General features: G+C 63.2%; 20 protein-coding genes. 9 read left to right on the forward strand and 11 right to left on the reverse strand.

Annotated elements, in window-relative coordinates; genetic code table 11:
* The 4 genes from VK804_RS26340 to VK804_RS26355 form a co-directional block, all read left to right on the forward strand.
* On the forward strand, positions 1-596 hold a 596-nt coding region (locus tag VK804_RS26340; RefSeq protein ID WP_325375681.1), incomplete at its 5' end, for a phosphatase PAP2 family protein.
* A gap of 58 nt (positions 597-654) precedes the next feature.
* Entirely contained in the window at positions 655-1410 is a 756-nt protein-coding gene (locus VK804_RS26345) for a glycosyltransferase family 2 protein (RefSeq protein ID WP_325375683.1), read from the forward strand.
* Positions 1410-1748, forward strand: coding sequence for a lipid-A-disaccharide synthase N-terminal domain-containing protein (locus VK804_RS26350; protein ID WP_325375771.1), 339 nt, complete (start codon positions 1410-1412; stop codon positions 1746-1748). The genes VK804_RS26345 and VK804_RS26350 overlap by 1 nt, the downstream gene beginning before the upstream one ends.
* A 190-nt stretch (positions 1749-1938) precedes the next feature.
* Positions 1939-2184 carry a PilZ domain-containing protein gene (locus tag VK804_RS26355; RefSeq protein ID WP_325375773.1) on the forward strand — a complete coding sequence of 82 codons (246 nt, stop codon included), beginning with the start codon at positions 1939-1941 and terminating at the stop codon, positions 2182-2184.
* Positions 2185-2424: 240 nt separating this feature from the next.
* On the opposite strand, the gene VK804_RS26360 is transcribed toward VK804_RS26355, so the two are convergent.
* The 10 genes from VK804_RS26360 to metC all read right to left on the reverse strand — a co-directional run bounded on the left by VK804_RS26360 (position 2425) and on the right by metC (position 11466).
* Positions 2425-3690: an AAA family ATPase gene (locus VK804_RS26360; protein ID WP_325375685.1), complete on the reverse strand. Its 1266-nt coding sequence runs from the start codon at positions 3688-3690 to the stop codon at positions 2425-2427.
* Positions 3687-4427, reverse strand: coding sequence for a CpaD family pilus assembly protein (locus tag VK804_RS26365; protein WP_325375687.1), 741 nt, complete (start codon positions 4425-4427; stop codon positions 3687-3689). Before VK804_RS26365 ends, VK804_RS26360 begins: the two co-directional genes overlap by 4 nt.
* A gap of 39 nt (positions 4428-4466) precedes the next feature.
* Entirely contained in the window at positions 4467-6017 is a 1551-nt protein-coding gene (locus tag VK804_RS26370; RefSeq protein WP_325375689.1) for a type II and III secretion system protein family protein, read from the reverse strand.
* 17 nt (positions 6018-6034) lie between these two features.
* On the reverse strand, positions 6035-6832 hold the full coding sequence (gene cpaB / locus VK804_RS26375; protein WP_325375691.1) for a Flp pilus assembly protein CpaB: 798 nt from the start codon (positions 6830-6832) through the stop codon (positions 6035-6037).
* A gap of 476 nt (positions 6833-7308) precedes the next feature.
* Positions 7309-7809, reverse strand: coding sequence for a cytochrome c (locus VK804_RS26380; RefSeq protein WP_325375693.1), 501 nt, complete (start codon positions 7807-7809; stop codon positions 7309-7311).
* 18 nt (positions 7810-7827) lie between these two features.
* Positions 7828-8253, reverse strand: coding sequence for a DUF6152 family protein (locus tag VK804_RS26385; protein ID WP_325375695.1), 426 nt, complete (start codon positions 8251-8253; stop codon positions 7828-7830).
* Between the two features lie 30 nt (positions 8254-8283).
* Positions 8284-9129 (reverse strand): hypothetical protein, encoded by an 846-nt coding sequence (locus VK804_RS26390; protein ID WP_325375697.1) that lies wholly within the window; start codon positions 9127-9129, stop codon positions 8284-8286.
* A 57-nt stretch (positions 9130-9186) separates the two neighbouring features.
* Positions 9187-9681 (reverse strand): DUF6644 family protein, encoded by a 495-nt coding sequence (locus VK804_RS26395; protein WP_325375699.1) that lies wholly within the window; start codon positions 9679-9681, stop codon positions 9187-9189.
* Positions 9682-9733: 52 nt separating this feature from the next.
* On the reverse strand, positions 9734-10225 hold the full coding sequence (locus VK804_RS26400) for a DUF6644 family protein (protein WP_325375701.1): 492 nt from the start codon (positions 10223-10225) through the stop codon (positions 9734-9736).
* Between the two features lie 47 nt (positions 10226-10272).
* Positions 10273-11466, reverse strand: coding sequence for a cystathionine beta-lyase (gene metC, locus VK804_RS26405; RefSeq protein ID WP_325375703.1), 1194 nt, complete (start codon positions 11464-11466; stop codon positions 10273-10275).
* A gap of 323 nt (positions 11467-11789) precedes the next feature.
* Here metC and VK804_RS26410 point away from each other — a divergent pair, with 323 nt between their 5' ends.
* The 5 genes from VK804_RS26410 (at position 11790) to VK804_RS26430 (ending at position 16980) form a co-directional block, all read left to right on the forward strand.
* Positions 11790-12806, forward strand: a complete 1017-nt coding sequence (locus VK804_RS26410) for an amino acid ABC transporter substrate-binding protein (protein ID WP_325375705.1) — start codon at positions 11790-11792, stop codon at positions 12804-12806.
* A gap of 24 nt (positions 12807-12830) precedes the next feature.
* Positions 12831-14036, forward strand: a complete 1206-nt coding sequence (locus tag VK804_RS26415) for an amino acid ABC transporter permease (RefSeq protein WP_325375707.1) — start codon at positions 12831-12833, stop codon at positions 14034-14036.
* Positions 14033-15562, forward strand: coding sequence for an amino acid ABC transporter permease (locus VK804_RS26420; protein WP_325375709.1), 1530 nt, complete (start codon positions 14033-14035; stop codon positions 15560-15562). Before VK804_RS26415 ends, VK804_RS26420 begins: the two co-directional genes overlap by 4 nt.
* Positions 15563-15572: 10 nt before the next feature.
* Complete coding sequence (locus tag VK804_RS26425; protein WP_325375711.1) at positions 15573-16313, forward strand: amino acid ABC transporter ATP-binding protein; 741 nt, start codon at positions 15573-15575, stop codon at positions 16311-16313.
* A gap of 121 nt (positions 16314-16434) precedes the next feature.
* Entirely contained in the window at positions 16435-16980 is a 546-nt protein-coding gene (locus VK804_RS26430; RefSeq protein ID WP_325375713.1) for a DUF805 domain-containing protein, read from the forward strand.
* 21 nt (positions 16981-17001) lie between these two features.
* Here the strand turns inward: VK804_RS26430 and VK804_RS26435 are convergent, their stop codons facing one another.
* Positions 17002-18042, reverse strand: a complete 1041-nt coding sequence (locus tag VK804_RS26435) for a cysteine synthase A (RefSeq protein ID WP_325375715.1) — start codon at positions 18040-18042, stop codon at positions 17002-17004.
* Between the last annotated feature and the right edge of the window lie 54 nt (positions 18043-18096).

The following is an 18096-nucleotide window of genomic DNA, read 5'->3' on the forward strand; positions in this document are numbered from 1 at the left end:
GCCTTTGGCCGGTCGGGATCCTGACCGATTTCGGCAAAGCGGCCGGAGTGCTGTGGCTGCTGGCGGGGATGCTGTTCGCCGTTGCCATTCTTTCCTTGCGGCGGCGCGGCGTTTCACGAGCTCAGTTGCTTGGTTTTGGGCTGCGCCTGCAGTTCGTGTTTTTTGCCGTGCTGGTTCCAATTCTGTTCGGCGAGGTCGTCAAATGGATCGTCGGGCGCGGCCGGCCGTTTGTCGGCGGCAAAGCCAATGCCTTCAATTTCGTGCACTTCGCCGGAACCGAAGCCTATGCCAGCTTTCCCTCGGCTCATGCCGTCACGGCTTTCGCGCTGGCGTTCGCGGTCGGTGCGGTTTGGCCGCGGGCGCGGGTGCCGATGATGGTCTATGCCGTTCTGATCGCCGGCAGCCGGCTGGTGCTTTTGGCCCATCATCCCAGCGACGTGGTAGCGGGGGCGTTGATCGGCGTGGTCGGTGCGATGGGCGTGCGGTATTGGTTTGCGATTCGCCGTCTTGGGTTTGCCATCCACCGTGGCGGCGCGATGGCGCCGCTCGCTCTGGGCCGGCTCAAAAGGGTTGCCCACGAGGCTTCTGCCCCATAAGAAGCGGGCGCCGTCACCTTCGGACACAAGCGGGACGAGCTGCGGGAAAACCCTAACGGTGAGTGTTGATTTGCCTTCTTCTGCCACAGCCGCGGCGGCCGTTTCCATCGTGGTTCCCGTACGCAACGAGGCCGAGAACGTGGCGCCGTTGATCGCCGAGATCGCGGCCGCCCTCGACGGCCGATGGGATTATGAAATCATCTACGTCAATGACGGCTCGACCGATGCGACGGCTGATCGGCTCGCGGCGATCATGAAGCAGCGCGGAAATCTGCGCCAGATACGCCACGCGACCTCGTCAGGTCAGTCGGCGGCGGTGCGCAGCGGGGTGCGCGCCGCGCGCGGCGCCATCGTCGCGACACTCGACGGCGACGGCCAGAACAATCCGGCTTTCCTGCCGGACCTGATCGCGGCAATCGAAAATGGCGGCGCGCGGGTCGGTCTCGCCGCCGGCCAACGGGTCGGACGCAAGGACAGCGGCTTCAAGAAACTGCAGTCGCGCATCGCCAACGGCGTGCGCAACGCCATCCTGCGCGACGGTACCCGCGATACCGGCTGCGGCCTGAAGGCGTTCCGCCGCGAGGTGTTTTTGATGATGCCTTATTTCGACGGGCTGCATCGCTTCCTGCCGGCGCTGGTGCGCCGCGAGGGTTTTGCGATCGCCTATGTCGACGTGATAGACCGGCCGCGCCGTTCCGGCGTGTCGAATTACGGCTTTTTCGACCGGCTGGGAATCGGGATCATGGATCTCGCCGGCGTCTGGTGGCTGATCCGCCGCAAGAAACCGACGCCGGTCGCGACCGAGGTGCAATGATGTTGATTCAATATGGCGCAGCGCTCGGCAATTATCTCTACGACGTTTTCGTCGCCAAGTTCGATTTCTGGCTCGCCTTCGGCCTGGTCGCGCAATTGTTCTTCACCGCGCGCTTCCTGGTGCAATGGATCTCGAGCGAGCGTGCCGGAAAAAGCGTGGTGCCGATGGCGTTCTGGTTCTTCTCGATGGGCGGCGGATTGATGACGCTGGTCTATGGCCTCGTCAAGCGCGAGCCCGTGATCATCGTTGGGCAGGCGTTGGCGACCATCATCTATGTCCGCAACATCATGTTGATCCTGAAACATCGCGCGCGCGAATCGCAGACGCTGGATCGCTAGCCGCTGTCGGACGGAGGAAGCCGGCAAATGGCGGTCGGCGCGCTTCCGACACAGGTCTGAACGACTCACTAACAGAAATCGGAAAACAAAATTACATTGCGACCGGCATCGCTAGGAAGATTCAAATAATTCTTCTTTAAAAGCGGCTGGAATGCCGGATGAAGCATTATCGAACAACCTGGGGATCGTCATGCTGGTGAATCGACGCAAAAGCGAACGTCGTATGTGCAGAAGGGTCGCGAAGATCCAGTTCGGAACCGGCTCGTTGCCGCGCGACTGCATGATCACGGACGTGTCTGATGGCGGAGTGAAGGTGATCGCCGAGTATCTCGACGTTCCGCCTGAGTTCACCATCATCCTGTCGGAAGGCCGGCCGCGCCAATGTCGGCTGGCGTGGCGGATCGGTTGCGAACTCGGCGCTCAATTCGTCGACTAGGTCAAAGCGCGGCCGCAACTCATTGAAATAATGCCGCGTCTTGTCGTGCGTTGCGCGATCGGGCGCGACGAATTTGCCGCGTTCGATCGCCTCATCCCAGCGGAGTATGCGGGCTGGTTAAGGGGAACTTGGCCTTAACCTGTGAGCATTCGGCGGGTCGCTCGCGGCCAAGGACAATGCACGGGCCGAGGCGGGCAAGCCGCCGGCTGCGCCGCCCGGCGCCCCGACTGACCGCGCGGTCTATTTGGCCCGCAACTTCCGGATGATCGGCGACAGGAACGAGCCGCGCGGCTTGGTTTCGGCATGGCCCGTCAGCCGCTGCGCGATTTGCAGGAATTTTTCGGTGGTGCGGTGGCGTGCGGAGATTTCCGCGATCATCTGGCCGTTGTTGGCGGCCGCGCCGAACATCCGCGAATCGAAGGGAATGACCGCGATCGGCGGGCTCTCGATCGCCTTGGCGAACTCGCGCGCGTTGATTTCCGGGCGCTTCGGCAGACCGACCTGATTGAGACAATACAGCGGCGGACGGTCGTTGGGCCGCGCCGCCTTCAGGATGTTCAGCATGTTCTTGGCATTGCGCAGATTGGCGAGGTCCGGCTCGGCGACGATCAGAATGTCATCGGCGCCGACCAGGGCCCGCTTGGTCCAGGCCGACCATTGGTGCGGGATGTCCAGCACGATGCAGGGCGTGGTCATGCGCAAGGTATCGAAGATCGCGTCGAAGGCCTGCTCGCCGAAATCGTAGACCCGCTCGAGGCTCGCCGGCGCGGCCAGCAGGCTGAGGCGATCGCTGCATTTGGCCAGCAGCCGTTCCATCAGCGCGGTGTCGGGCCGATCACCGGAGAACATCGCGTTGGCGATGTTCTGCAGCGGGTCCTGATTGTAGTCGAGGCTGGCGGTGCCGAAGGCGAGGTCGAGGTCGGTGACGACGGAATCAAGCGCGAGATCGCGCGAGATCGCCCATGCCACATTGTGCGCGATGGTGGAGGAACCGACGCCGCCCTTGGCGCCGACGACGGCGATGATGCGGCCGGCCGGGATCGCTTCCGAACTCGAGAACAGGCTGCAGATCGAGCGCACCACGTCCAGCGCCTTGACCGGTCCGATGACGTAGTCGCTGACGCCGCGTCGCACCAGTTCACGATAGGGCGCGGTATCGTGGGGCGTGCCGATCACGACGACGCGGGTTCCGGGATCGCAGACGCCTGCGAGTTCATCGAGGCCGGCGAGGATATCGCTGCCGCCTTCGGTCTCCAGAATGATGACGTTCGGGGTCGGTACCGTCCCATAGGCTTCGATGGCGGCCGCGACGCCGCCCATCTTGACGGTCAGATGGGCCTTGCCGAGGCGGCGGTCTTCGCCCGCCGAGCGCACGGCGTCGGCGGTCTCGACGCTCTCGCAAAAGGCCTGCACCGACACCCGCGGTGCCGGAGCGATGTATTCGTCCGCAGGCGGCGGCGCGATATCAGGCAGTTCTTCGGAATCGTGACGGGCGCCGCGGATCATTTACCGGCCTCGCTGAGTTTGGCCTTTTCGCCTTCGGGATAGACGGTCGAGGTCGGCTCGCCCTTGCGATACTTCTCGAAGGCTTCCGAACGCCGCGCGGTGTAGGGCGGCGTTTCACTTCGCGGTTGCACCAGGTCGGCCGGATTGGCGACCATCGCCGCCATGTCGCGCTGATAGGCGCAGCCGAAATTGTAGTATTCCTTGTTCTCGAAATAGCGCTCGTTCATGATCGAGGGCCCGAGATCTTCCGGCCACACGCCGCAGGGGCCGGCGACCGCCGCAATTCTTGGATAAGTCAGCCGGATCGTTGCGAAGGTTCGGGGATTGTTCGGATGATAACGATGCACGCTGATGGCGCGCGCGGGCACGCCGCCTGCCTCGAGCACGCCTTGCGCTTCCCGGGAGGTTGCCGCCGCGGCCCGCGCGTTCGGCGTGTCGATGGGCACATCGATCACGACCGCGCCGGTGCCTTCGCTGACCCATGTGTGGGCCAGGCCGATGACGTCATTGCGCTGCGCAGCCGACAATCCGCCGCGGCCTTCACCGACGAAGATCACGACCGAACGGTCGGCTTCCTCGATCGCGATCGGATGACGCAAGCGGTAATCGTCGGGAATGCTCGCGGTGGCGACTTCGCCGCTGGTATAGTTGCAGCCGCCCAGCGCCGCTGACAGGCCGAAAAGTGCGCCCAACAGGCGCAGGTTTCGTTGGCGATCGACCGCTATTCTGTTTGTCATCGCTGTCGTCCTCGTCCCCATTGATCGGCCAGTGCCGTCTCAGTCGATGATGAAACCAAAATTGGTCTGATAGTTTCCAACCGGCTCGGCGTGGGCGGAGATGCCGTAAATCCGGTTGATCTGGGCCAGCAGCGTCGATTGGGAATCAGAGGAAGTCGCAAACCCGTCATCGGGACGCGACAGCTCCTTCTGGGCGACCGCCCGCACCACATAGGGCGTCACCAGAACCATCAGCTCGGTTTCGTTGTTGACGAAGTCCTGGCTTCGGAAAAGTGCGCCAAGCACGGGCAGGCTGTCGAGGCCGGGCAGTCCGTTGACGGCCCGCTTGGTCTGTTCCTGGATCAGTCCGGCCATCGCCATCGAGCCGCCGGAGGGAATTTCCAGCGTGGTTTCCGCGCGACGGGTCTTGATCGAAGGAATGGTAATGGAATTGGTCGTGGTGGAGGTCAGCGCCTGCGACACCGTGATCGCGTTGTCGCTCGACAATTCCGACACTTCGGTCATCACCCGCAGGGAGATCCGCCCCTCCGACAGCACGACTGGCGTGAAGTTGAGCGAAATGCCGAACTTCTTGTAGCTGATCTGGGTGGTGCAGACATGGGTGGTGGGGTCGCAGGAATAGCCGGCGGGAATCGGAAACTCGCCGCCGGCAATGAAGGTCGCGGATTCGCCCGAGATCGCCGTAAGATTGGGCTCGGCCAGCGTGCGCACCACGCCCGCGCTTTCCATCGCGCGCATGGTCGCGCTGACCGACGGCAGACCATTGGTGATGCCGGCAATGCCGAGGCCGTTGCCGGCGACGAGCGGGGCGCCGTTCGCCGTGAACGGATTGCTGTTGTTGAAGTTCACGACCGCGGTGCCGTAGTTCATGCTGGCCGAGAGATCGACGCCCATCTGCTTGACGATGTCGCGCCGCACTTCCGCCACCGTGACCTTCAGCATCACCTGGTCGCGGCCCCGGACCACGATCGAGTTGACGACCTTGTCGGGGCCTCCCACCAACCGCGCCGCGAGGTCGCCGGCCTGCTGCGCCTCGACCGGGCTCGATACCGAGCCGGTCAACATGACGCCTTCGCCGACGCCCTCGATCTGAATCCCCGGCATGACTTGCTTCAGGGCGGCGCGCACGCCGTTGAGATCGCGTTTGATCGCGATGTCGTAGGCCGCGATCTGCTGGCCGTCGGCGTCGAAGAACACGACGTTGGTCTGGCCGACCGCGGCGCCGATGATATAGGCGCGCTGCGGTGAGCGGATCACGGCGTTGGCGATCTTGGGATCGGCGACCAGCACATCCTTGGCGTCGCGCGGCAGATCGATGATCATGGACTTGCCGATGCCGAGCGCCAGGAAGTGAACCTTGACCGGTATGCTGGCAGTGGTCTGTGGTGCCGCGGCCGGCTCGGTCGCGGCGGGCGCCGCCACTGTGGCAGCCGTTACTGCGGGGGTCGTTGTGGCGGGCGGCGTTGTGACCGGCGCCGTCTCAGCCGCCACCACCGGCGTCAGCGCCGGTGAGAGCGCCAGCGCGGCGACCGCCGAAAGGGCGCCGACCACCAAAGCTCGCGTCGCCAGCTGAGTTACCCTGCATGTCATGTCGAGCGTCCTTCCGGTCACTTCTGTGTCGTCGTCGAGCTTGCGATGCCGTAGCGCACCACGTTGACGCTTTCGCCCCGCTTCGGAGCGTCGGCGTCGGGCTTGTTCTCGACCATGTTGATGTCGGCGATGCTGCGCAGTGCCAGCGACAGCGTGCCGACCTGGCGTGCGCGGGCGAGCGTCTCGGCCTGCTCGGGCCGCAGCTCGAGCGTCACCGTTTTGCCGATCACGGTGTTCTGGCCGTCCTTTTCCTTCGGCGCCTGGTCGATCGCGAGCACGCGGACATTGGGCAGGACGACTTCGGAGTTGACGACGTCGGGCGCGCCCGGACGGTCGGCGTTCTTCTCGCGCTTGGTAAGAATGACGTCGACCCGATCGTTGGGCAGGATGAAACCGCCGGCGCCGGTCTCCGGCGATATTTCCGTCGAGATCGCGCGCATGCCGGTCGGCAGGATCGCCGCCATGAAGCCCGAGCCGTTGGCCTTGACCAGCTTCTGCTCGCGGATCGGCTCGCCGGCGATGAACGGCGCGCGTGCGATCGAGCCGGCAATCTGGGTGTTGGCGTCGGGTCGTTCACTGCGGCGGATGAAGGTGTTGCTTGCGGTCGCCGCCGGCCAGGTCTGCCACAGCATGTCCTCGGGCGTCACCGTCTGGCCAAGGCCGATGTCGGATTTGGCGACGAGAACGTCCACCGTCTGCATTTGTGCGACCGGTTCGGCCGGCGCCGGCTTGTTGTCGGAGCCACTCACGAGGTAGGCGGCGATGCCACCGGCACTGAGCGCGATAACCAGGACGATGATACGTGCGGTATGCATACGCTTTCACTATCTACGATGACGCCGCACGGCGCAGACGGCCATGTGACGGGAACCCCTCGTCAGGGATGACTAAGCAGTAAAGGTGTAAGCGGACTTGCCTGTTGCAGGAGTCGGCGGCAAGGAGGCGAGGGATTTGTCCGCATGGTGAACGGAGGGTTATCGTTCGAAGCGCGGGTCCGCAGATCGGCGGGCGCGGGGCCAGCCGGCCGGCAACGCCCTAAGTCGCGAGCAATGCTGGGGTTTTGGCAAACATCCGGGCGTGCCAGGGATCATTGAGCCGTGGGCGAAAATTTGCCCGATCTTGCGCGCGATGCAGCAGGGGTTTTCCCCCATGCTGCGGCGCGATCCGTGTTTGCGGACGCGGCAGCCCGCTCGCTCGAAAGGGGCACCCCTGTGGAATTGCCGGGTCGGCTACGAACGCCCGGAGAAGGAGCAGGCCGACCGGACCGTCGATCGACGCCTCACCCGCAAAGTCAGTCGATCTTCAGGTTCAACGCGTGACAGGCGTTGCAGCGTTCGCGCAGTTGCGCCATCAGCGCCCTGAAGTCGGCGGCCCGCTTGGCGCGGCTGGCGCTCCAGGCGATCTTCGAAGCGTCGGTCGCGCGCTGGTAGAAATCCGCGAAATTCGTCCACAGCTCGGGCGAGGCAAAGGTGTCGGTTGCGGGATCGCGCTCGGCACCGGCCTTCCATTGATTGGTCGCGGGCGGGAACAGGTGGGGAAACGCCATCAGCATGGTCGAGATCGTTTCCGCATGCTCCTGGGCGTCCGCCAGGTTGAGCTTGCCCTCCGGCGCCAGCATGGTCTCGACCTCATCCATGTTGGTGTCGATGGCGCCCATCAATATCTTGCGGGCGAAGATCGTGTCTTTGGCGCTCGGCAGCTCTTGCGCCGGCGCCGGGCCCGTCGCTAACGTCAGCGTCAACGCCGCGATCGCCGCAGCGGTGGTCCGTGCAAATCCGGGATGCTTGGACATCGCGTGAATCCGCTGCCGCTATTCGAGTCCGGGCTTTTCCTGCTCGCGGATGTTGGCGGTGAAGACTTCGCCGGTCGCAAGCACGGTGAGCTTTTTCAAGGCGCCGCCTTTCCTGTCGGCGTCGCGCAGCGGGCTGAAATCGATCTCGACCATGTCGCCCGGCTTCACCGCGTCGCGGCGCCAGCCGCCGGCGCGCACCAGATTGCCGGGGCTGGTCATTTCCATCAGCCAGTCGGCCGGCGCCTCATCCGGGTTGATCGAGCCGTTGACGGTGAGCGTGACGTGCGGGTTGACCCAGCGCAATTCCACCACGGTGCCCTTGATGGTCAGCGTCTTGGAATGATCGAACATGGTCGAGGAGTGATGTGCCGACACCGAAGAAATTCCCGCAGCCAGCATGCAAAGCACAGCGAGTGCGCCGACCGACCTGATGACTTGCCGCATGGGTCTCTCCTGGTGTTTCTTGTGTGCCAATTATTTCGCCGGAACGGCAATGGTATGACCCCAGACCGACTTCTCCACCGGGACGAAAACGCTGTCGCCTTCCGCGTTGACCCGTTCCGCCAGGTCGCCGGTCTCGCAGACGCCCTCGACAATGTCGAATTTGCGCGCGCGCTGCCGGAAGAAGATTCGCGTCGTCTTCCATGGTTTGGTGAGAATCTTCGGCGCGATGATTTCCAGATCGTCGTGCAGGATATCCTTGTCGGCAAGGTGGATCCGTTCGATCACGTGCATGTCGCCGTTGTTGGGCAGGCCCGCGGCCTCGCTGACGGCAAGCGGCGCCTGCGGAACGATATCGACGGTATCGACGACGAGCGTGTCGCCTTCCCAATGCCCGATCGAGTGACCGTGAAAGGTCGGGTCCGAAATTTCCGGATGTCCCCGGCCATCGGTATAGATGCGACGTATCCGGTTGCCGTCGGACTCGCCGAGCAGCGTCACCCGGCCCGGCGTGAACAGGATTTCCATGGCGTTGTGGCTGATCAGCATCCAAGAAGGATGTGCCTCGGGCAGGCAGTAGGAAAAGATCAGCCGAGGCCGGCCGGCCTTTTCCTCGGCGAACATGAACTCGATCTTCTTGGCAGCGGCCTCATTCCAGGGCGGCGGATTGGTTTTGACCTGGGCGTCCTGGTCGGTGATTTTCGGATTCCACACCCCGCTCCAATCCGGAAGCTTCCCGAGATCAGCCCAATCCTGGGCGGTTGGCGCCGGATTGATGACCGTTGGCGCTTTCTTCGGCGCCTGGGCCCATGCCATCGAGGTCGCCACAATCATCGCCAGCGGAACAGCAACGAGACTACCAAGCGGGCCAACTCTCACGGTCAGTTCTCCCTGCGGGGAATGCGGTTCGGCCGCGTGGGCCAAGGTAGCGTCAAGTCAGTGCATTGTGAAGCCGACTCCACGGCCGCATGCAACGACTGCCATCCAAATCAGCAGAGAGATAGCCGCAGCCGCCTTGGCCGCAACCGGCGTTTGCCTGCTCGTTCCCCAGCGCTCGACGTCGCCGATGCCGACGAGATGAAATAGCGCCATGTTGAGGCCGGCCAGCGCGAGCAGCACCAGCTTGCCCCGGAAGAAGGAGTTGTGGGCATAATGCACGGCGTCCGATGAGAACATCAATGAGCCTGTCATCGCGGCGATGCCGAATGCACCCCAGGTATAGGGCAGCACATCGGACATCAGGCGGTTGACCGTGCGATCGAGCGAGGCAACTCCCAGCAGGCGCAGATCGACGATCGAGATCGTACCGACCACCAGCACGATCGCCAGAACGTGGACGGACTCGATCCAGGGAAAGATGATCTCGTTTTCGCTGATCGTGGTAGCGACGGACGTCGCCTGCAGCCACCCCAGCACGCGGTCAAGCTCCACCGGAACAATCCTTTTGATGATCTAGCGACACGCTGCTGATCGATTCCATCGGTTAGGCGTAATAGGCGATCCAGCGGCCGGCGAACACGATCGAGGACCACAGCAGCATCGAGATGATCGCGATCATCGTCGCCGCGGCGCGCGAGCGACGATCGCCGAACGCCGCATTGCGTCGTTGCAGAAACTGAAACGTCGCGGTGACGGTAAGGGCAGCGACCAGCAACGCCATCTTGAGCTGGAAGGCCGGATTCTTCAGCGAGCGCGACGGCTCGGCGACGATCATGACGGCGCCGGTTACAAACAGGATGATCAGCGGCCACCAGACCAGCGGCAGGAACCGCGCCGCCACCTCGCGGACCGGCCGGTCCGCCCAGAACGCGCCGATCAGGCGGAGGTCGATCATCAGGACCGAGCTTGCCACGACGGCGATGGCCAGGATGTGGATGGTCTGCACCGTCGGCACCACCCAGTTGGTAACCTGGATGGCCTGGCTCAGCGCGGTCTGATCGATCCAGACACAGATCTCGTTGATTGATCTGGTCAACGTGGCAGCGCCGAATCCTGACATCGATCCGATCCTGGGTGATCCGGCTACGCTGCGTTGAAGGCGTCGAATCCGCGCGCGAGGTCGGCCTTGAGATCCTCGACGTTCTCCAGTCCGATATGCAGCCGCAAGCTCGGTCCGCCCGGCGCCCATTTGGTGGCGGTGCGATAGTCGGCGCAGTCGAAGGGAATGATGAGGCTCTCGAAGCCGCCCCATGAGTAGCCCATGCCGAACAATTCGACGGTGTCGAGCAACGCATCGACGGCCTTTCGCGGGGCCGGCTTCAGGACGATGCTGAACAGCCCGGAGGCTCCGGTAAAATCCCGTTTCCAGATCGCGTGGCCGGGGTGGTTTTCCAGCGCCGGGTGCAACACCGCGATGACCTCGGGCCGCGCCGCGAGCCAGCGCGCCATCTCGAGTCCGGAGTGATGATGCTGCGCCAGCCGCACCGCGAGCGTGCGCAAGCCGCGGATCGCGAGGAACACGTCATCCGGGCCGGCGCAGACGCCGAGCAGCTGGATCGTCTCGGCGACCAGCGGCCAGGCCTTGGCGTTGGCCGAGATCGTGCCGAACATGATGTCGGAATGGCCGCCGATATATTTGGTCGCGGCCTGCATGCTGATGTCGACGCCTTGCTCCAACGAACGATGGTACAAGGGCGTCGCCCAGGTGTTGTCGTCGATCACAAGTGCTCCGCGCGCATGCGCGGCCGACGCGATCGCGCGGATGTCCGGCATTTCGAAGGACTGCGAGCCCGGTGCTTCGACCACCACCGCCCTGGTATTGGGTTTGAACAGCTCGGCGATGCCGGCGCCGATCAGGGGATCGAAATAGCTGGTTTCGACGCCATAGCGGGCCAGCATCCCGTTGCAGAAATTGCGCGTCGGGCGGTAGGCATTGTCGCAGACCAGCAAATGATCGCCGGCTTTCAGGACCGCCAGAAGCGTGGTCGAGATCGCCGACAGGCCCGATGGCGCCAGGCCGACGCCGGCGCATTGCGGACCTTCCAGCGCCATCAATACCTGCTGCAACGCCCGGGTGGTCGGGGTTCCCCTGCGGCCGTACTGGAATTCGCCGCGATGGGCGTGCAGATCGTCGGCGGTCGGATAGAGCACGGTGGAGCCGTGGACCACAGGGGGATTGACGAATCCCTTTTGCGCCCTGGTGTCGCGTCCCGCCGTCACCAGTTCGGTTTCGACCTGACGCGGCTTGGACACCTTGTCATCTGCTGAAGAATTCATGCGCTCGCCGCTGCCAAAAGACCCTTTGTCGCAACTGCGACGCCCCGCCTGGGGCGGATCGGGCCGGGTTTGCTACTAACAGGGTACTGAAGAGGGCCGTCAACCCCTTGACCCGGCCCGCCAACCGTTCTGTGATGCGCGCCAGCTATTCAGTCGCCGCACGTTGAGGGGCTTGCCGCGACCTTCGATCCATTGCCTGAGCGGACCGCACGCGGAACTGCCTGTCGGCACGACGTTTGCTACAGCTCGGTGCAGCAGTGGATCACGGGGTTGGCCCATCGATGTGCGCAAATGTTCCCGGACGACCCTTGAAAGGCTTTGCCATGAAACGTCTAACTCTGGTTTTCACCTTCGCCGTTGCCGCCGCGCTCTCCGGTGAGTCCGCCTTGGCTCAAACGCTCAAAACGGTCCAGGACCGCGGCATGCTGTCCTGTGGTGTCAGCCAGGGCCTGCCGGGTTTTTCGGCGCCCGACGACAAGGGTAACTGGACCGGCATCGACGTGGACATCTGTCGCGCGCTCGCTGCTGCCATCTTCAACGACCCGACCAAGGTCAAATTCGTGCCGCTGTCGGCCAAGGATCGCTTCACCGCGCTGCAATCCGGCGAAATCGACGTGCTTTCGCGCAACACGACCTGGACGCTTTCCCGCGACACCTCGCTCGGCGCCAATTTCACCGGCGTCACCTATTATGACGGCCAGGGTTTTCTGGTGAAGAAATCGCTCAAGGTGAATTCGGCACTGGAACTGAACAGCGCATCGGTCTGCGTGCAGACCGGCACGACCACCGAACAGAATCTCGCCGACTACTTCAAGAGCAACAACATGAAGTACGAGGTGATCGCGTTCGGCGGCGCCGACGAAACCGTCAAGGCCTACGAGTCTGGACGCTGCGACGTGTTCACCTCGGACGTCTCGCAGCTCTATGCCGAACGACTGAAGCTTGCCAATCCGGCCGACCATGTCGTGCTTCCCGAGGTGATCTCGAAGGAGCCGCTCGGCCCGATGGTGCGCCATGGCGATGATCAATGGTTCGATCTGGTGAAGTGGACGCTGTTTGCAATGGTTGACGCCGAGGAACTCGGCATCACCCAGAAGAATGCCGACGACATGGCGAAATCGGACAAGCCGGAGCTGAAGCGGATATTCGGCACCGACGGCAATTTCGGTGAATCGCTCGGCGTCACCAAGGATTGGGTGTCCCGCATCATCAAGGCGGTCGGCAATTACGGCGAATCCTTCGACCGCAACGTCGGCGCCGGCTCGAAGCTCGGGATCGCCCGCGGCCTCAACCAGCTCTGGAACAAGGGCGGCATCCAGTACGCGCCGCCGATCCGCTGATCGCACGCCGAGCGGCTCGCGGCGATGACCATCGAGGCCCGACCACCACCGTCGCAGTTTGCGTTCCGGCTGAAACGCGCTCTCGGTGGCCGGGCCGGCTGGGCCGGATTTGCCTACCAGATCCTGTTCGTCGCGGTACTGGTCTGGATCGGATATGAGATTGTCGAGAATGCGCGGGCCAATCTGGCCACGCAGCGGATCACATCGGGTTTCAGCTTCCTGGACCGCACGGCGGGTTTTGACGTCAGCCAGAACCTGATTCCGTATTCAGGGTCCGACACCTATACCCGCGTGTTTTTCGTCGGTCTGCTCAACACGCTGCTGGTCGCGGTGATCGGCATCTTCTTCGCCACCGTGATCGGGTTCATGGTGGCGCTCGGCCGGCTGTCACCTAACTGGCTGTTGTCGCGTATCTCCGGCGCCTATGTGGAGGGCATCCGCAATCTGCCGTTGCTGTTCCAGATTCTGTTCTGGTATCTCGCCGTGCTCGGCGCGCTGCCCAATCCGCGGCAGAGCGTCTCGCTGTTCGACCTCGTCTTTCTCTCCAACCGCGGTCTCGTGGTCCCCAAACCGATCGGCAATCCCGGCTTCGAGCCGTTCGCGCTCGCGGTCCTGATCGCAATCCTCGTCTGCCTGGTGTTGCACCGTTATGCGCGGCGCGAGCTGTTCCAGAGCGGCAGGCTGATCCGGATCTGGCCTTATGTGCTGGGTCTCTTGATCGGGCTGCCGCTGTTGTCAGCGCTGCTGTTCGGCGCTCCCGTCACGTTTGAAATTCCCGTCCTCAAGGGATTCAATTTCTCGGGCGGCTCGCGGCTGATTCCGGAATTCGTGGCGCTGACCTTGGCGCTGTCGATGTATACGGCGGCCTTCATCGCCGAGATCGTGCGCGCGGGCATCCAGTCTGTGCACAAGGGACAGATGGAAGCAGGCTCTTCGCTCGGGCTGCAGCGGGGTTCGGTGCTGCGGCTGATCGTGGTGCCGCAGGCGCTGCGCGTGATCCTGCCGCCGCTGACCAACCAGTATCTCAACCTCACCAAGAATTCGTCGCTGGCGGTGGCGATCGGCTATCCCGACCTGGTCTCGGTGTTTGCGGGAACGACGCTGAGCCAGACCGGGCAGGCGATCGAAATCATCGGTATCACGATGGGCGTCTATCTCCTGATCTCGCTGGTGACGAGTGCGATCATGAGCTTCTACGGATGGCGGCTCGGCCGGAGCCTCGGCCCATGAGCGATATCGCCGCCTCATCCTCATCGTTCGTCCGTCAGGAACTCGTTCCCGAACGTGCCGCACCGGTCAAGACGACCGGCTTTGTCGGCTTCCTGCGTACCCGCCTGTTCAATTCGCCGACCAATATCCTGCTCACCATCCTGAGCCTGCTGCTGCTCTGGTTTACCGTGATTCCGGCGCTGAAATTCCTGCTGGTCGATGCGGTCTGGCGCGGTACCGACCGCAACGCCTGCCTGGCCGAGAATGCGGGACACCCGGTCGGCGCGTGCTGGCCCTACATCGCGGCGAAGTTCACCCAGTTCATTTACGGATTTTACCCGGAGGCCGAGCGCTGGCGGGTCAACCTGACTTTCTTCCTCGCCGCGTTGTTGCTGCTGCCGCTTCTGATTCCACGATTGCCAGCGAAAGGGCTCAATGCCGGGCTGTTCTTCGCGGCGTTTCCGATCGTGGCGTTCTTCCTGCTGCATGGCGGCGGCATCAAAGGTTTTGGCGTGAGCTGGGCGGCCGGCCTGTTGGCTGGATTGGCCGACAGTATTGCGGACGCCGGCCATGCGCTGACGAGCGCAGGCGAGAACACCGCGGTCATCGGGCCGCTTCTTCTGTTGCTCGGGAAACTCATCGCGCTGCTCGGCACCGCCGTGACCTGGCTGGTCTGGCCGCTGACCTGGCTTGCCGAGCAGATCCAGGCGTCCGGCCAGCCGGTATGGACCGACTTCGCGCTCACGGCCGCCATCGTCTCGCTCCTGGTGTTCTTCTGGAGCGGCGGGATTCGCACCGGCTGGCGCCCGCTCGTCGTCTGCCTCGCGACCTTTGCCGGCATCGGCGTCGTGATCGGCGTCATGGGGCTCCAGCACGGCGGATTGCCGCTCGTCGATACCAGGCTGTGGGGCGGGCTTCTGGTGACGTTGGTGGTGTCGGTCACCGGCATCGTCACGTCGATGCCGGTCGGTATCGCGCTGGCGTTGGGGCGGCGCTCGACCATTCCGCTGATCCGGGTGTTTTCGATTACATTCATCGAGTTCTGGCGCGGCGTGCCGCTGATCACCGTGCTGTTCTTCGCCACCTACATGCTGCCGCTGTTCCTGCCCGGAAATTTCTCCATCGATGGCCTGGTGCGCGCGCTGATCGGTATTGCGCTGTTCGCCGGCGCCTACCAGGCCGAGGTGATCCGGGGCGGCCTGCAGGCGATCCCGCGCGGGCAAAGCGAAGCCGCCAGCGCGCTCGGCCTGTCCTGGTGGAAGACGACGGCGCTGATCGTGATGCCGCAGGCGTTGCGCCACGTCATTCCCGGGATCGTCAACAGCTTCATCGCGCTGTTCAAGGACACCTCGCTGGTGTCGATCGTGGCGCTGTTCGATCTGTTGGGTTCGCTGCACGCCTCGTTCGCCGATCCGGTCTGGGCGACGCCTTCGACCCTGTTCACCGGCTTTGCTTTCACCGGCATGATCTACTTCGCGTTCTGTTTTGGAATGTCGCGCTATTCACTGTTCGTCGAGCACCGGCTGAACCCCCACCGGCGCAGTTGAGTAAATCATCATGACCGAGAATTCGATCGTCAACATCGTTGGCCTCAACAAATGGTACGGCGATTTTCACGTGCTGCGGGACATCAATCTCGATGTCGGAAAAGGCGAGCGCATCGTGATCTGCGGTCCATCGGGCTCGGGCAAGTCGACGCTGATCCGCTGTATCAACGCGCTGGAGGAGTTTCAGGAAGGCGAGATCGTCGTCGACGGCATCGAATTGGGTCCGAATTTGCGCCGCGTCGACGAAGTCCGCCGCGAAGTCGGTATGGTGTTCCAGAGTTTCAACCTGTTTCCCCATTTGACGGTGCTGGAAAACTGCACGCTGGCGCCGATCTGGGTGCGCAATGTCCCGAAGAAGGACGCCGAGGCCGCCGCCATGAAATACCTGGAGCGGGTGAAGATCCCGCACCAGGCCAACAAATATCCGGGCCAGATGTCCGGCGGCCAGCAACAGCGGGTGGCGATCGCGCGCGCGCTGACCATGAACCCCAAGGTGATGCTGTTCGACGAGCCGACTTCGGCGCTCGATCCGGAAATGGTCAAGGAGGTGCTCGACACCATGGTCGACCTCGCCAGGGAAGGCATGACCATGCTGGTGGTGACCCATGAAATGGGATTTGCCCGCGAAGTGGCGAACCGGATCGTGTTCATGGATGCGGGGCAAATCATCGAACAGAACACGCCGGCGAGTTTCTTCGCCAATCCGCAACACGCGCGGACCAAATTGTTCCTCAGCCAGATTTTGCGCTGAAGGTTTCGACTTGCGGCTTTAAAAGTTCCCGCAAGCGTTTGGAAACCATAAGCCTTCGGGTATCGACGCCGTTCATCCCGCCGAAAGCAATGTGTGCGCAATTGGTCCCAAGGGGTGCGCCATGCTGGGTTTCCTGTTCGGTTTCAACGTCCGCCTCGGGCGAATGCAATTTTTCCTCGCCACCATTGTCCTCGCCATCGTGATGACGGGCATCTGCTTTGCGATCGCCAGTTATTTCTATCCCTACAACCCGAGGGCCGCGCTGCCGTCCGCGGCACTGATCGGATGGCCGGTCATCGTCGCCGGCCTCGGATTTGCGTATATGACCTTCACCCTGCAGTCGATGCGGGTCCGCGATATCGGCTGGGATCCGGTCTGCGTGATCCCGGCATGGGTCGCGATCCTGATCCTCGACAAACTGGTCGCGGGCAAGTTTCCGGCCTTGGCGCTCGGGCAGGACCACAATGAGACGATCGTCGGCGCTGCCGTCAATCTGGTGCTTCTGCTGGCGCTGATGTTTTGGCCAAGCGGCGATCACGACGGCGCTGCGTTGGGCGGAGCGGCCGGAAGGCCGGACAAGCCGGCGCCCACCGCGCGTGCGGCCTCCGTCGCCGCGGAGCGTCTGGCGCGCGTATCCGGCTCGGATTCGGGCCGCCGGGCGTTTTGACGTGGACGACGAAGCGGGCGATCACACCTTCTCGAACGGCAACTCGATCTTGCTGCGCTTCTCCATCCATTCCGGCACCGGCAGGTTCTTCGAGCGCATGAAGGCCGGATTGAACAGTTTTGACTGATAGCGGTTGCCGGAATCGCAGAGGATGGTGACGATGGTCTTGCCCGGACCCAGCTGTTTGGCGAGCCGGATCGCGCCAGCGACGTTGATGCCGGTGGAACCGCCGAGGCACAGGCCCTCGTGCTCCAGCAATTCGTAGATCACGGTCACGGCTTCCTCGTCCGAGATCAGGAAGGCGTCGTCGACCACAGCGGTTTCGATCACGGGCGTGACGCGGCCGAGCCCGATGCCTTCGGTGATCGAATCGCCCGGCGTCGATTTCGCCTTGCCGTGCTTGAACAGTTCATACATCGCAAAACCATGCGGATCGGCGCAGGCTGTGACGATGTCCTTGTTCTTTTCCTTCAGAGCCCGGCTGGTGCCGGCGAGTGTGCCGCCGGTGCCGACCGAGCAGATGAAGCCGTCGAGCTTGCCGCCGGTCTGCTGCCAGATTTCAGGACCGGTCGAATCGTAATGCGCCTTGGCATTGTCGAGATTGTTCCACTGGTCGGCGAACAGCACGCCATTCGGCTCGGTCGTGCGCAGCCGGTCGGCTAGCCGCCTTCCGACATGCTGATAGTTGTTCGGATTGGAAAAGGGCAGCGCCGGCACCTCGATCAGTTCGGCGCCGCACAGCCGCAGCATGTCCTTCTTTTCCTGGCTCTGCGTTTCCGGAATCAGGATCAATGTCCGGTAGCCGCGCGCACTCGCCACGACGGCAAGGCCGATGCCGGTGTTACCGGCGGTCGATTCGACCACGAGGCCGCCGGGCTCGAGCTCGCCGCGTTTTTCGGCCTCGAGGATCATCCATTTGCCGGCGCGGTCCTTGACCGATTGGCCGGGATTCATGAATTCGGCCTTGCCCAGAATGGTGCAGCCGGTCGCTTCCGAAGCACGCTTGAGCTTGATGAGAGGCGTATTGCCGATCGCTTCGACGACGTCGTGATTGATTTTCATGTGCGCGAAATCTTGCCGGTGCGTTGCCAATTCCTGCAACGACCCTAGAGCGCG

The organism is Bradyrhizobium sp. (assembly GCF_035484855.1).
GTDB lineage: Bacteria > Pseudomonadota > Alphaproteobacteria > Rhizobiales > Xanthobacteraceae > Bradyrhizobium.

Bases quoted from the DNA above. Each gene is read 5' to 3' on its own strand.
- VK804_RS26355 (WP_325375773.1), top strand. From the start codon at position 1,939: ATGCTGGTGAATCGACGCAAAAGCGAACGTCGTATGTGCAGAAGGGTC.
- metC (WP_325375703.1), bottom strand. From the start codon at position 11,466: ATGAATTCTTCAGCAGATGACAAGGTGTCCAAGCCGCGTCAGGTCGAA.
- VK804_RS26420 (WP_325375709.1), top strand. From the start codon at position 14,033: ATGAGCGATATCGCCGCCTCATCCTCATCGTTCGTCCGTCAGGAACTC.
- VK804_RS26415 (WP_325375707.1), top strand. From the start codon at position 12,831: ATGACCATCGAGGCCCGACCACCACCGTCGCAGTTTGCGTTCCGGCTG.
- VK804_RS26410 (WP_325375705.1), top strand. From the start codon at position 11,790: ATGAAACGTCTAACTCTGGTTTTCACCTTCGCCGTTGCCGCCGCGCTC.
- VK804_RS26380 (WP_325375693.1), bottom strand. From the start codon at position 7,809: ATGTCCAAGCATCCCGGATTTGCACGGACCACCGCTGCGGCGATCGCG.
- VK804_RS26425 (WP_325375711.1), top strand. From the start codon at position 15,573: ATGACCGAGAATTCGATCGTCAACATCGTTGGCCTCAACAAATGGTAC.
- VK804_RS26385 (WP_325375695.1), bottom strand. From the start codon at position 8,253: ATGCGGCAAGTCATCAGGTCGGTCGGCGCACTCGCTGTGCTTTGCATG.
- VK804_RS26430 (WP_325375713.1), top strand. From the start codon at position 16,435: ATGCTGGGTTTCCTGTTCGGTTTCAACGTCCGCCTCGGGCGAATGCAA.
- VK804_RS26350 (WP_325375771.1), top strand. From the start codon at position 1,410: ATGTTGATTCAATATGGCGCAGCGCTCGGCAATTATCTCTACGACGTT.
- cpaB (WP_325375691.1), bottom strand. From the start codon at position 6,832: ATGCATACCGCACGTATCATCGTCCTGGTTATCGCGCTCAGTGCCGGT.
- VK804_RS26360 (WP_325375685.1), bottom strand. From the start codon at position 3,690: ATGATCCGCGGCGCCCGTCACGATTCCGAAGAACTGCCTGATATCGCG.
- VK804_RS26365 (WP_325375687.1), bottom strand. From the start codon at position 4,427: ATGACAAACAGAATAGCGGTCGATCGCCAACGAAACCTGCGCCTGTTG.
- VK804_RS26370 (WP_325375689.1), bottom strand. From the start codon at position 6,017: ATGACATGCAGGGTAACTCAGCTGGCGACGCGAGCTTTGGTGGTCGGC.
- VK804_RS26435 (WP_325375715.1), bottom strand. From the start codon at position 18,042: ATGAAAATCAATCACGACGTCGTCGAAGCGATCGGCAATACGCCTCTC.